14 protein-coding genes are annotated in these 12,699 nt (G+C 68.8%); 2 read left to right on the forward strand and 12 right to left on the reverse strand.

Annotated features, from left to right (window positions below; translation table 11 throughout):
* Position 1: 1 nt before the first annotated feature.
* The 12 genes from gspE to ACSYS9_RS13605 form a co-directional block, all read right to left on the reverse strand.
* On the reverse strand, positions 2–1,435 hold the full coding sequence (gspE, locus tag ACSYS9_RS13550) for a type II secretion system ATPase GspE (RefSeq protein WP_071227951.1): 1,434 nt from the start codon (positions 1,433–1,435) through the stop codon (positions 2–4).
* The gene (gene gspD / locus ACSYS9_RS13555) at positions 1,432–3,813 is read right to left on the reverse strand and encodes a type II secretion system secretin GspD (RefSeq protein ID WP_071227950.1); all 2,382 of its coding nucleotides are present in this window, start codon (positions 3,811–3,813) and stop codon (positions 1,432–1,434) included. Before gspD ends, gspE begins: the two co-directional genes overlap by 4 nt.
* Positions 3,810–4,337, reverse strand: a complete 528-nt coding sequence (gspM, locus tag ACSYS9_RS13560) for a type II secretion system protein GspM (RefSeq protein WP_071227949.1) — start codon at positions 4,335–4,337, stop codon at positions 3,810–3,812. The genes gspD and gspM overlap by 4 nt, the downstream gene beginning before the upstream one ends.
* Positions 4,334–5,497 carry a type II secretion system protein GspL gene (gene gspL / locus ACSYS9_RS13565; protein ID WP_071227948.1) on the reverse strand — a complete coding sequence of 388 codons (1,164 nt, stop codon included), beginning with the start codon at positions 5,495–5,497 and terminating at the stop codon, positions 4,334–4,336. The genes gspM and gspL overlap by 4 nt, the downstream gene beginning before the upstream one ends.
* Entirely contained in the window at positions 5,494–6,399 is a 906-nt protein-coding gene (gene gspK / locus ACSYS9_RS13570) for a type II secretion system minor pseudopilin GspK (RefSeq protein WP_071227947.1), read from the reverse strand. Before gspK ends, gspL begins: the two co-directional genes overlap by 4 nt.
* Positions 6,400–6,408: 9 nt before the next feature.
* Entirely contained in the window at positions 6,409–6,846 is a 438-nt protein-coding gene (gene gspG / locus ACSYS9_RS13575) for a type II secretion system major pseudopilin GspG (protein ID WP_014037416.1), read from the reverse strand.
* 57 nt (positions 6,847–6,903) lie between these two features.
* Complete coding sequence (locus tag ACSYS9_RS13580) at positions 6,904–7,464, reverse strand: hypothetical protein (RefSeq protein ID WP_256200904.1); 561 nt, start codon at positions 7,462–7,464, stop codon at positions 6,904–6,906.
* Positions 7,465–7,608: 144 nt separating this feature from the next.
* Complete coding sequence (locus tag ACSYS9_RS13585; RefSeq protein WP_071227945.1) at positions 7,609–8,160, reverse strand: hypothetical protein; 552 nt, start codon at positions 8,158–8,160, stop codon at positions 7,609–7,611.
* A 58-nt stretch (positions 8,161–8,218) separates the two neighbouring features.
* The gene (locus tag ACSYS9_RS13590; RefSeq protein WP_071227944.1) at positions 8,219–9,199 is read right to left on the reverse strand and encodes a FecR family protein; all 981 of its coding nucleotides are present in this window, start codon (positions 9,197–9,199) and stop codon (positions 8,219–8,221) included.
* Positions 9,200–9,268: 69 nt separating this feature from the next.
* A complete protein-coding gene (locus ACSYS9_RS13595; RefSeq protein ID WP_032128154.1) occupies positions 9,269–9,799 on the reverse strand; it encodes an RNA polymerase sigma factor in 531 nt (176 codons plus the stop codon).
* A 16-nt stretch (positions 9,800–9,815) separates the two neighbouring features.
* A complete protein-coding gene (locus ACSYS9_RS13600) occupies positions 9,816–10,496 on the reverse strand; it encodes a TonB C-terminal domain-containing protein (protein WP_071227943.1) in 681 nt (226 codons plus the stop codon).
* Between the two features lie 477 nt (positions 10,497–10,973).
* Entirely contained in the window at positions 10,974–11,438 is a 465-nt protein-coding gene (locus tag ACSYS9_RS13605; protein WP_071227942.1) for an Lrp/AsnC family transcriptional regulator, read from the reverse strand.
* Positions 11,439–11,565: 127 nt separating this feature from the next.
* On the opposite strand from ACSYS9_RS13605, the gene ACSYS9_RS13610 reads away from it, so the two are divergent.
* Both ACSYS9_RS13610 and ACSYS9_RS13615 read left to right on the forward strand, forming a co-directional pair.
* Positions 11,566–12,297, forward strand: a complete 732-nt coding sequence (locus ACSYS9_RS13610; RefSeq protein ID WP_014037422.1) for an AzlC family ABC transporter permease — start codon at positions 11,566–11,568, stop codon at positions 12,295–12,297.
* Positions 12,294–12,608 (forward strand): AzlD family protein, encoded by a 315-nt coding sequence (locus ACSYS9_RS13615; RefSeq protein ID WP_032128129.1) that lies wholly within the window; start codon positions 12,294–12,296, stop codon positions 12,606–12,608. The genes ACSYS9_RS13610 and ACSYS9_RS13615 overlap by 4 nt, the downstream gene beginning before the upstream one ends.
* Positions 12,609–12,699 lie beyond the last annotated feature (91 nt).

Consider the following 12,699-nt stretch of genomic DNA (forward strand, 5'->3'; position numbering starts at 1 on the left):
CTCAGTCGTCGCCGGTGACGCGCAGGATCTCTTCCAGCGTGGTCACCCCGCTGTCGACCCAACGCTGGCCGTCCTGGCGCAAGGTCCGCATCCCGGCGCGCCGTGCCGCCTCGCGCAGCGCAGGTTCACCCTGCCCTTCATGGATCAGCGCACGCACGCGATCGTCCACCACGAACAGCTCGTGGATGCCGGTACGCCCCCGGTAGCCGCTGTTGGCACAGGCCGCGCAGCCCACCGCACGCCACACGGTACGGCCGTCGCCGTCCACCTCGGCACGACGGCACTGCGTGCACAGCCGCCGCACCAGCCGCTGCGCCAGCACGCCGCGCAACGACGAGGCCAACAGGAACGGCTCCACGCCCATATCGGCCAGGCGGGTCACCGCCGAGATCGCATCGTTGGTGTGCAGCGAGGCCAGCACGCCATGCCCGGTCAGCGACGACTGCACCGCAATCTGCGCGGTCTCCAGGTCGCGGATCTCACCGATCATGATGGTGTCCGGATCCTGGCGCAGAATTGCACGCAGCGCCGTGCCGAAGCTCATGCCGATGCGCGCGTTGACCTGGATCTGGCCGATGCCGGCGAAGTCATACTCCACCGGGTCCTCCACGGTGAGGATGTTGCTGGTGCTGCTGTCGAGCTGGCCCAACGCGGCGTACAGCGAGGTGGTCTTGCCACTGCCGGTAGGGCCGGTGACCAGCACGATGCCATGCGGCTGCCGGATCAATCCGGTGAACGTGGCCAGGGTGTCATCGGCCATGCCCAGTCGCTGCAGCTGCAGCCGCCCGGCATCCTTCTCCAGCAGTCGCAGCACGGCGCGCTCGCCATGCCCGGTCGGCACCGTGGAGACACGGATATCCAGCGGCCGCCCGCCCACCCGGATCGCGATGCGCCCGTCCTGCGGCAGGCGCTTCTCGGCGATGTCCAGGTGGGCCATGATCTTGATGCGCGACACCAGCGCCGCGTGCAGTGCGCGCCGCGGCTGCACCATGTCGCGCAGCGTGCCGTCCACCCGGTAACGCACCACCGAGTGGGTCTCGAATGGCTCGATGTGCAGGTCGCTGGCGCCATCGCGTGCGGCCTGTGCCAGCAGCGCGTTGATCATGCGGATCACCGGCGCATCGTCCTGCGCGTCCAGCAGATCGGTGACTTCCGGCATGTCCTGCATCAGCCGGTCCAGATCGACTTCGCTTTCGGCGGCACCGACCACGGCAGCGGCATCGCCGCCGTCACGGTACTGCTCACCCAGCCGCTGCTGCCAGGTCGCGGCATCCAGCGCCTGGAACGGCAGCGGTCCATGCCGTCGGCGCAGTTCGGCCACGGCCCACGCCGCGGTGTCGGCGGTGCCCAGCAGGACCGGCTCGCCGCCAACTTCGGACAGCATCACGCCATGGCTGCGCACCCAGGCGTACGGCAGTGGCGCGGCCGCGCTCACGGCCCGATCACCAGTTCCGGCGTGTAGCCCAGCCCGCGCAGCTGCTGCAGCGCCGGGTCCAGCGTCGCCGGGTCGCGCGGCAATCGCACCCGCAGGCGTTGCCCGCTCTCGCCCGGCGTCGCTTCGGCATAGGCCTGCAGGCCCAGTGCCCGCACCTGCGCCACGCCCTGGCTGGCACGGGCCGGGTCCAGCCCCTGCGCGAACTGCACCAGCTGTGCGTCGCTGTCACCGGACGGGTACAGCGCCGCCAGGCTGCTGCTCTGCAGCGGCTGGCCCTGGCCATCGCGCGCATTGCCCTGGCCGAGTACAGACAGGTCCTGCGGCGGCAGTTGCGGTGCCGACAGCGCCGGCAATGCCCAGCTCTGCACCGGTTGCGCGCCGGCCTGCGCGTTGCGCATGTAGTCGTAGCGGTCGCGGGTCAGGCGTTGGCTAGCGGCGGGGTCGCGCACCACGTGCGGGCGCAGGAACACCATCAGGTTGGTCTTGGCGCGCTTGCGCGTATCACTGCGGAACAGCGCCCCCAGCACCGGGATCTTTCCCAGCCCCGGCACCGCGTCACGACCGTGGCTGACGTTGTCCTCCAGCAGGCCACCCAGCACCATGATCTGGCCATCGTCCAGCAGTACGCTGGTATCCAGGGCGCGCTTGTTGGTGATGATGCCGGCCGTGCTGTTCGCGCTCTGCGCGTCGATGCTGCTGACTTCCTGGTAGATGTCCAGCTTCACCGTGCCGCCCTCGGAGATCTGCGGGCGTACCCGCAGCTTCAGGCCCACGTCCTCGCGCACGATGGTCTGGAACGGGTTGTTGCTGCCGCCGCCACCGTCGGTCACGTAGCGACCGCTGACGAACGGCACGGTCTGGCCGACCATGATGCTGGCCGCCTCGTTGTCCAGCGTCATCAGGTTCGGCGTGGACAGGATGTTGGCACCACCCTTGCTCTGCAACGCATTGGCCAACGCCTTCATGTTGAGGATCTGGCCGACACCGGGCAGGTTGATGGTGCCGTCGATGACACCGATCTTCAGACCGTCCTTGGGCAGCACGTCCAGGGTGGTGCGCGCGGCGGTGTTCAGGCCGCTGCCGCCGGTGACACCACCGAAATGGGTGCCGCCGAAGGTGCGGCCATTGCCCAGCATCCACTGCACGCCCAGTTCGGCCGCGTCGGTCTGGTTGACCTCCACGATGAGGCTTTCCACCAGCACCTGTGCACGGCGCTGGTCGAGCTGGTCGATCACCCGCCGAAGGTTGCGGTAGACCGGCTCCGGCGCCGAGATCAGCAGCGTGTTGGTGGCCACGTCGGCCTGCACCGAAATGCCGTTCTGGCTGAAGCCCGTGCTTCCGGCGTCGATCGGGTCGCGGCGGTTCGGGTCCAGCCGCTGCGATTCCAGCGCATTGCCACCGGTCTTGGCCTGCTGTGGCTGCGACGGCTGCGCGGGTGTGGAACGGTTTGCATCGCCGGGCAGTGGCGTGATGCCTTCGTTGCTGCCCATTGCCGGTGCATCGCTCTGCCCGGCCACCACGCCGCGCAGCACACCGGCGAGCTGGTTGGCCTGGGCATTGCGCAGGTAGACCACATGCAGGTTGCCGGACTCGTCCTGGGCACGGTCCAGCTTCTCCACCAACTGCCGCGCCAGGCGCGTTCGGCCCGGGCTGCTGGAGCGCAGCAGCACGCTGTTGCTGCGGGGGTCGGCCATCACCACCACCTTCTGGCTGGGCTCGGCGCCCTGCGCATCCAGCAACGGCGCGACCATCGCCGCTACGTCAACGGCAATGCCCTGCTGCAGCTTCACCACATCCGTGTCCATGCCGGCCGGTGTATCGACGCTGGCGATCACGCGCGCGATGCGCTCCAGGTTGTCGGCATAGTCGGTGATCACCAGGGTGTTGTTGCCCGGGTTGGCAGTGATCGGATTGTCCGGGCTGATCATCGGCCGCAGCACTGCCACCAGCGCGGCCGCATTCTCGTAGCGCAGCGCGAAGGTGCGCGTGGCGATCTCACCCCCTGCACCGCCGCTGCCCACGCGGCCACCGAGCAGCTTGGCGTCGGCCTGCGGCACCACCCGGCTGACCCCGCCGTTCTCGACCACGGCGAAGCCGCGCATGCGCAGCGCGCCCAGCAGCAGCTGGTAGGCCTGGGAACGGCTGACCGGGCCATCGGAGACCACCGTCATCTTGCCGGTCACCCGTGGGTCGACCAGGAACTGGCGGCCGGTGAACCGTGCTGCCATGCGCAGCACGCCACCGATATCGGTATCCACCAGGTTCAGCTGCACCGGCTCATCGGGGGCGTCCTGCGCCTGTGCCGGTGCAACAACGTGAGCGGAACCCACGATCAGGGCCAGTACAGTGCTGCAGGCAAGGCTGCGCATCGCCCTCATGAATGGCCACCCGCAGTGAGTGCCACCACGATGTTTCCGGATATCCGTGCCGCCGGCATGTTCGCATCCCCTGTGCGTGTCAGTTGCAGCTGCTGCAGTTCGATGGCCGGATCGGCCAGCACGGGCAGCAGCCAGTTCCACAGTGCGTCAGCAGGTACGGCCTGCACCTGCAGGTGCCAACGCCCGTCGCGTGCTTCGACATGCAGTCCATCGGCGAGGCCGGCGGACTTGATTCCATTACGCAGCGAGGCCAGCGTCGGGCGCTGCCCCTGCACCTGCTGCTGGCGTTCGCGTGCACGCAGCAGCGGCGCCAGTGCGCGCGCCTGCGCCTGCAGCCGCGGCAGCTCAGCCTGCCAGTGCGCACGCTGTTTCAGCAGCGGCTCCAGCCAAAATGACCACAGCCCCGCTACCAGCAGCGCCAGCACCATCACCCACAGCATCCAGCGGTCGCGCGGCGGCAGGTGCTGCCAGCGTCGCTGCAGACCGGCCACACCCTCGCCCAGGCGCACGGCTCTGGCGGTCACTGTCCGCCCCCGCTCACGCGCAGGCGTCCACCGGCCTCGCGCGCCAGCTGCAGGCCCTGCGCCTGCGCCGCCTGCTGCCACTGCTCCAGCCGCTGTGCGTCATCGGCTACCGCCTGCGCATCGGCGTCCAGCTCCAGTTCCAGCTGGCCGGGTTGATAGTGCAGGCCGCGCACCTGGCCGCCCAACTCCGGAATCGCCTGCAGCGTCGTTGCGACCTGCCGCTGCACCGGTGGCAACGGCGGCGCCGGCAACGGCACGGCCAGCGCGCGCCGCGCCTGCAGCACCGGGTCCACCACATCGGTGATCTCCGGAAAGTGCGAGCTGAACTGCCGCGCCATGTCCTGCTGCAACGCCTCGCCCTCGCTGCGCCAGCGCGAGACCTGCAGCTGCAGCCCAAGCGCAGCCAGCAACACCGCCGCCAATGCGAGGCCGATCGCCACGCGTGGTGCCTGCCTGCTGCGACCAGGCAGTGGCAACGACCACGCTGGCACGGGTCCGCTGGCCTGCAGTTCATGCGCGACCACGGTGGCCGGCAGGTTCTCCGGCCACGCCAACGGCACGCTGTCGATCCACTGCACGGCCTGCACCCCGGATTGCTGAAGACGCGTCGCGAGCGACTGCAGCACCGCCGCCGTGTCCCGCCCACCGCACCACTGCACAAAACCACGATCGCGCCCGCAGCGCACCAGCAGATGCTCACCGTCAGCCTGCAGCGTTGCCTGGCCGTTCTGCCACGGCAGCAGCAGCGGCGTCGGATACAGCGCCTGAAGCTGCAGTGCGCACGAGGCCAGCAGCTGTTGCGCCTGCAGGACTGCCTGCTGGCCAAGCCACGCCACAGGAACCGTGCCGTCCGCCGCCTGCGCACCGTGTGCCAACGCGACCTCCTGCAGGTCATCCAGCAGCATCGCCTCTACTTCGCCCTGCAGTGCGGCCTGCAGCCTGCGGCCCGACAGTGGCGGCAGCTGCAGTTCCAGCAGGATCAGGTCCTGCGGATCGAGACAGGCCAGCACCTCGGCCTGCGGATGACGTTGCCCGAGCACGGCCAAGCCCTCGCGGCCATGGGCCAGCACCCCACCCTTGTGCAACCGCGCCCACTCGACCGTACTGTCGGCGCGCAGGTGTTCCAGCGCCGGCAGGCGCACCCTCAGCTGCACGCTCATGCTCCAATCCTCGTCCACACACGCTGCACGCGCACACTGTCATCGCGATACTCTCGCCAGATCAGGGCCCTGAAGTCGACCGCATTGCCATCGGCCTGTACCTGGCCGACGGCAAGGAACCACTCGCTATGAATGCCAAGCGGCACCACGGCCATCTGCGCGTTGCTCAGTTGCAGTCGATTGGCGATATCGCCGCGGTTGAGCAGCCAGTGGCCACCGTCGCGCTCACCGAGCAGCGCCTGCAGGCGCCCCGGCTCCACGCCGGGAGTGACCGCCTGCAACACGCTGATGTCACTAGTGTTGGCATTGACCAGGGTCTGGGCCGGCAGCACCACGGTGCGCCGTGCCAGTGCCTGCACCGCCACTGGGTCGGCGCCCGCCAGGGCCTGCTCGATCAGCGATTCACGCGGCAACGGCGCCTGCGCCTGCAGGTCGCCATCACGCAGCCGCGCCTGGATGTGGTCGGCAGCAGATGCACAAGCACCCTGCCCCAGTCCCTGCCCGGCACACAGCGCGATGAACGCGCGCCGTGCCTCCAGGTCCGGCTTGCCATAGGCCAGCAGGTTGCGCAGGTTGAACATGGACTGTGCATCGACCAGCTGCAACTGCACCGGCAGCGGCGCCTGCAGCGTCAGTGGACGCGCCCAACGGCCGCTGCGCACCGTGGTCAACTGCTCCTTTACATCGTCACGCAGCTGCTGCGCCGCGCGCTCCAGGGTGGCATCGACCGCCATGCGCACCTGCGCACGCAGCTGGTCGCCACGCAGCGCACGCAGCTGTGCCGACTGCCGGGTCAGCAGTGCAGTGGCAATCACCGCCACCAATGCCACCACCAGCAGGGCGACGATCACCGCCATGCCGCGCTGGCGGGTGCACGGGACCGAACGCGTCCGGGCTGTCATCTGCACGCCTCACAGCTGCCAGGAGCCGATGTCCGCGTTCCCGGCGTCGCCACCGGGCTTGCTGTCCGCACCCAGCGAGAACACATCGATGTCGCCATGGGTTCCGGGAATCTGGTACTGGTACGGATGGCCCCATGGGTCATTCGGCAGGCGATCCAGATACGGTGTCACCGGCATCGCACCGCTGCCCTGCGGCGGCTTCACCAGCGCCTGCAGGCCCTGTTCGGCGCTGGGGTAGCGCCCGTTGTCCAGCTTGAACAGCTTCAACGCCTGCATCAGCGCCGCGATGTCCTGGCGCGCCGCCACCACGCGCGCCTGGTCGGGACGGTCCATCAACCGCGGCACGATCAATGCCGCGAGAATGCCGATGATCACCACCACCACCATGATCTCGATCAGGCTGAAGCCCTGCTGCCGAGCCCTGCGACCACCCACCTGCCTTGCCATTGTTCCGCCCTCGTCATCCTGGAAGAGACCGCTGCGCCATGGTCAGCGGTGCATGTGTCAGTACGATAAACATCCGCCTGCTATTCGCTGCGCGTGTGCCTGTGCAGGCGCAGCACGTGCCGCAGGTACACATGCAGACTCGAACAAGTGCTGCGGCACGCTGGCCAGCGCATCGTCGATGCAGCCGCGCAGCAACGGGTGCGCGCAGGCCTGCAGCAGGCGCAGGCACTGCATCGGCGACCACGCGGTGCCATGGTCGAGGCCGATGAACATCCGGTAGGCCTGGTGGTAGCGCAGATCGTCGTGCACGCGCTGCGCACTGGTGAGATCACGCACGACCACCAGCAACGCCGCACGTTGCAGCTGCCGCACATCGCCCGCGTCAAGCGGCAGCGCGTTCATGGCCGCTTCGGGCCAGGGCCGCAGCTGCAGATCGAGGGCGCGCCGCAACGCCGCCAGCGGATGCGCGCTGCTGTCCAGTGCCGCCCAGCGCGCCGCATCTGCCCAGGCGTCACTGGACAGTACCCAGACCCACGAGCGCCCATAGCGCTGCACGTTCACGGGCGTATGCCGTGCCTGTTCCAGCGACTGGCTCAGGTGACGATCCAGCTCCAGCATGCTGATCCTGCGACTCTCTGCCATCGGCGCCGCCCGTGCTCCGCGACGCATGGTGCGCCGTACTCTGGAGAAGACGTCAGCAAGGCAGGTGAAACGACAGCGCGCATGCAGCTCTGTGCGCTGCGTGGCGCTTCATCGACAACGTCATCGCAGCGTCACCTGCCTGCAGGCTTCGCGCTCCAGTCGCGGTGCTTCGCCCCCGCAACGGCGCGCCAGTATCGCCACATCGCTGCGCGCGGCGAACGCGGCCAGCGCGTCGGTCATCTCCGCGTCATCGCACCATGACGCCATAGCAACACGCAGCGCTGGCAGCTGCCAGCCATCCATCACGCCATGGCTGCCGGCCACGAACCAGTGCCAAAGACGATGATGCTGTACCTGCTCGTGCAGTTGCACGAGATCGTCGATGCCGTGCATGCCCATCAGCAGCAGCACGCGCGCCATCGCCGCAGGCGGCAGCGTGCCGGCCTCAGCGAGGGGCAGCACCTGCTGCTGCAGCCGCAGCAGCATCGCCAACGGGTGCGACTGCGGATCGAAGTCCAGCAGCACGGCCTGTTGCTGCCACTGCGCGTCGGACACCACGCACACCCATGGCGAGCCGTAGCGATGCACCATCAAGGGCCGTCGCTGCGTGGTTTCCAGCAACGCCGACAGGTTGCGGCGCAGATCCAGCACACCGATGATCTCGTTGCGCATCCTTGGCGTCTCCTTGCTTGCAACAGCCCTGCACGGCGCGCACGGCCAGCGTCTTCATCTAACCAAGGACGGCAATGCCACCCGGAAAGCGACGCAGATCCAGCGACATCGTCAGTCGCAGCTGCTCCAGCGCCGCGTCCGGATCATCGATGCGGAAGCGGCCGCTGACCGGGGCCCGCGCCAATGCCGATTCGCCCAGCAGCACCTTGCCGCGGCGGTAGCGGTTGATTTCATCCACCACCTCGCGCAATGGAGCGCGACGGAACACCAGCATGCCCTCGGTCCAGGCGCTCACTTCCGAGGCCAGGGCTTCGGCCACCACGCCACTGAGGCGCTCGTCGTATTGGGTCTGCTGGCCCGCCTGCAGCTGCAGGCGGCCCTGCGGGTGCTCGATGCGGGCGCTGCCCTGCAGGCAGGTCACCCGTACCTGGCCGTGGGTGTTGCGGACGTCCAGGCGCACCGCACCTTCATCGGCGATCACGCAGCCCGGCCCCGCGAACAGGGCGAGGCGCAGGCCTGCCTGGGTTTCGATCGCGGCCTGGCCCTGCACCAGCTCGAAGCCTTCGCCTAGCGTGTCCGAACGACGGCGCAGGCTGCTCTGTGTATCCAGTTCGATCTTCAGCTGCGGCAAGGGCGCGATCTGCAGCCGTTCACCGGTGCCGGTGTGGAAATCGGCCGCCATCGCCCTCACCGAGGGCCACAGCCCCAGCGGCGGGCGGATCGCCGCCACCACCACCAGACTGGCCGGGGCGGCAATCGCGGCGCCCAGGAAGGCGCGCCGGCTCCAGCGCTGGGACGGCGTCGGCGCGACCGGTTGGCGGGCGGCGGCGGGCAGCTGCTCGCCGGCCAGCCTTACCTGCTCCCATTGCCGGCGCGCACGGCCGAATGCTTCGCGATGACGCGGGTCAGCCTCGCACCACTCGCGGAACCTGCGCCCATCGGCGGCGGTCGCCTCGCCCGAGGTCAGCCGCACCACCCACGCGTGGGCCTGACGCTCGACGGCATCCAGCGGGCGTTGCGGGCGATCGTCAGGATCCATGGGGGCTCATGCCGGACCCGCACGCTGCGGGGTTCTGCTCGGCGTCAAAGTGTAGACGCATGCCGCCGCTCAGAACCGCACCTGACGCCCCTGTCCGCTGCGCTCGGCCAGGTAGTCCTGGGCCGCTTTCAGCTCGCGCTGCACAAGCCGCAGCGACACGCCCAGCTGGTCGGCGACGTCGCGCTGCTGCAGGCCATCGACCCGGATCGCCAGCAGGATGCGGCGTCGGCGCTCGGGCATGCGCTGCAGCAGGCCGACCATGTCTTCCAGCGCGAAATCCAGTTCGGCCGCCTGCGCCGGGCCCGGTGCCGGGTCGGCCATCTCCATCAGCGTATCCACCTCTTCCAGGCTCAGCAGGCGGTGGTCGGCACGCTGGCGGTCGATCACCGTGTTCATCGCCATGCGCAGCAGGTAGGCCGCGGGGTTCTGCACCGCATCCAGGCGGTCACGGCGCGCACTCAGGCGCATCCAGGTGTCCTGCAGCGCATCGCCGGCCAGCTCCTCCGACCCCAGCTTGCGCACCAGGCGGCGCTTCAGCTCGTCGTAGGCCCCCAGAAGGTGGTCCATCAGGTCAACTGCCCCAGCCGTACCGTTGCTCATGTTCGAATCCTTGAAGTCATGGAAGGGGCGCGCGCCGGCCACAGTCGTGGTCGGTGCCGGAAGGTCGGATCTGCAGCGTCACCGGCTGCGGCAGCGCGGCGGCCTCGGGCGCCAGCACCAGGCTCTGCAGCGCCTGCACCAGGCGCGCATCGCGGCGGGCACTGCCACTGCCCGACAGCAGCTCGGGCTGCTGCACCCGGCCCTCGCCGTCGACGCGGAAGCGCAGCGTTGCGGCATAGCGGCCGGGCGCGATCTCGGGGTCGTCACAGAACGCCGCACGCAGCCGCTGCTGCAGGCCGCCGTAGCGACGCCGACGTTCAGCATCCGGGAGCTCGGCGCCAATACCGGGTTCGGCTGCCGCGGGCGTGCCCCGGCGCAGCACCACGCGCTGCTCGCCGATCACCTCGGCCTCGATACCGGAATCCTGCAGCAGCATCTGCAAGGCAGGCAGCGGCGCAAGGCTGGCGCGCAGCGCATGGCTGCTACGGCCGGCGGCAAGATCGCCCGGGTACATCACCGACCACCCGCTGATGACACTGAAGCGCTCGACCGCCTGTTCCAGCGGCTGCGCAGGGATGTCGTAGGCATGAACACCGTCCTGCGCGGCAGCGGCAAAGGACAGCAGCAGCCATGCGGCGATGGCCACCTTCCAAGTTCTGACCGCATGGTGTCCATTCAGCCCCCTGACGTAGAACACATGACCCTCGGCAGCGACAGCAGCTGCAGTGGACGCGCGCCACGACCGCAGACCCGGCCCGCGCGACCAGCAAGCAGGCTCAAACCGTACCGGGGCCAGATGTCATTGCGATGACCGCTGCCTACGCCCGGCGTTGAGCCAGGCTCCGTGAACCCAGTCACGCATCAGGAATCAATGAATCGAACAGACATGTCCATCTGCTCCCGGGGTCAGAGCCCGTTGCACAGCAACGGGATCCGACCCCAACAGGTCGCGGGGAACTGTCAGGCGCGGGGCGGTGTGGGCAGGCAGGACCGTTGGCGCCATGGATGGCGCCATCGAGCCCCCATGGATGGGTCTACGGCGTGTCCTGCCTGGCCACACCGCCCCGCCGCCCTGGGAACATCGCCGTTGCGGTTGCTGTTGCTCCTGAGGTTGCCGGCCAGCGGCCGGCACTACCGCGGGTGCCGGGTGCAACCCGGCCGGAACCCCCATCCCTCAAAGCGGCAACTGGGTCGTCTGCTTGATCCGCTGCATCGGAATCTCGGTCTTGGTGTTCTGCACCCCGGCAATCCGGTTCAGGTGCTGCATCTGGAACTGCCGGTAAGCATCCAGGTCCGCCACCGCCACCCGCAGCAGGAAATCGCAGTCACCGGCCATCAGATGGCATTCAAGCACTTCCGGAAAAGACTTGATGCTGTTGATGAAGTGATTGGTGGTGTCCTCGTCCTGCCCGCGCAGCCAGACCCGCACGAACACCGTGAAGCCACGCCCCACCTTGGCCTCATTCAGCAGGGCAACGTAGCGGTCGATGTAGCCGCCCTCCTCCAGCAGCCGCACCCGCCGCAGGCAGGCCGAGGGCGAGAGGCGCACCAGCCGGGCCAGCTCCAGGTTCTGCAGCCGTCCGTCACGCTGCAGGGCATCGAGGATGCGGCGATCGAGGTTGTCGAGCTGATACTGCACGGGATTTCACCTTTGGCGACCTTCGCCGCATGGAATCTCAATATTCCCGAATTGAATGGCATCAACGCAACCCGATTTCGCGATTGGACCGCTAGCATGGGCCACCCCCACCTCGTTGTGCCGTTCCATGGACGCCCGTACCACCCTCCCCCTGCCCGACACCTGCGATACCGCGCCGCGTGCCGAATTCCTGCGCGGACTGCGCGCTGCCGTGCCGGTGATGATCGGCTTCATTCCCTTTGCCCTGGTGCTCGGCGCCCAGGCCGCGCAGAAGGGCCTGAGCGCACTGGAAGTGCCGCTGATGACCGGCCTCAACTTCGCCGGCGGCTCGGAATTCGCCGCCGTCGAACTGTGGACCTCGCCGCCGCATATCGCGCTGATCGTGGCGATCACCGCGCTGGTCAACAGCCGCCACCTGCTGATGGGCGCCAGCCTGGCCCCGCTGCTGCAGCACCTGCCGCGCCGCCGCGTGCTGCCGGCGCTGTTCTTCATGTGCGACGAGAGCTGGGCGATGGGCGTGGCCGACGCGCGCCGCCGTGCGCTCGGCTTCAGCCTGGCCTATTACCTGGGCGTGTCGGCAGGCCTGTACACGGTCTGGGTCGCCTGCACCGCGCTGGGCGCGATCGTTGGGCCGATGCTGGGCGACATCCACGCCTACGGCTTCGACATGGCCTTCCCGGCCGTGTTCCTGGTGCTGCTGCGCGGCATGTGGCAGGGCATGAAAGCAGCGCGTCCGTGGCTGGTCAGCCTGGTGGTGGCCGCGGCCACCTACCTGCTGGTTCCCGGCGCCTGGTACGTGGCCAGCGGCGCGCTGGCCGGTCTGGCCGCAGCCTGGCTGCTGGCGGAGGACGCGGCATGATCTTCAACGGACTGATCCACTGGACCTCGGTGCTGACCATCGTGCTGATGGCCGCTGCCACCTACCTGACCCGCATCATCGGCTTCCTCGCACTGCGCAACCGCACACTGAGCAAGCGCGCAGTGACGGTGATGGAAGCCGCACCCGGCTGCGTGCTGATCTCGGTGATCGCGCCCGACTTCGTCGCCGACAAGCCCGCCGACCTCGCCGCGCTGGCGATCACCCTGCTGGCCGCCACGCGGTTGTCGATGCTGCCGACGGTGCTGATCGGCGTGGTCTCGGCGGGTGTGTTGCGTTATCTGATGGGCTGATACCTCTTCGCCGGGCATGGCCCGGCGCTACACTTGTACCGCCACCCTGATAGCGCCGGGCCATGCCCGGCGGCCCCCCTGCGACACCCAG

The organism is Stenotrophomonas sp. STK17_22, from assembly GCF_051983905.1.
In the GTDB taxonomy this organism is placed as follows: domain Bacteria; phylum Pseudomonadota; class Gammaproteobacteria; order Xanthomonadales; family Xanthomonadaceae; genus Stenotrophomonas; species Stenotrophomonas maltophilia_A.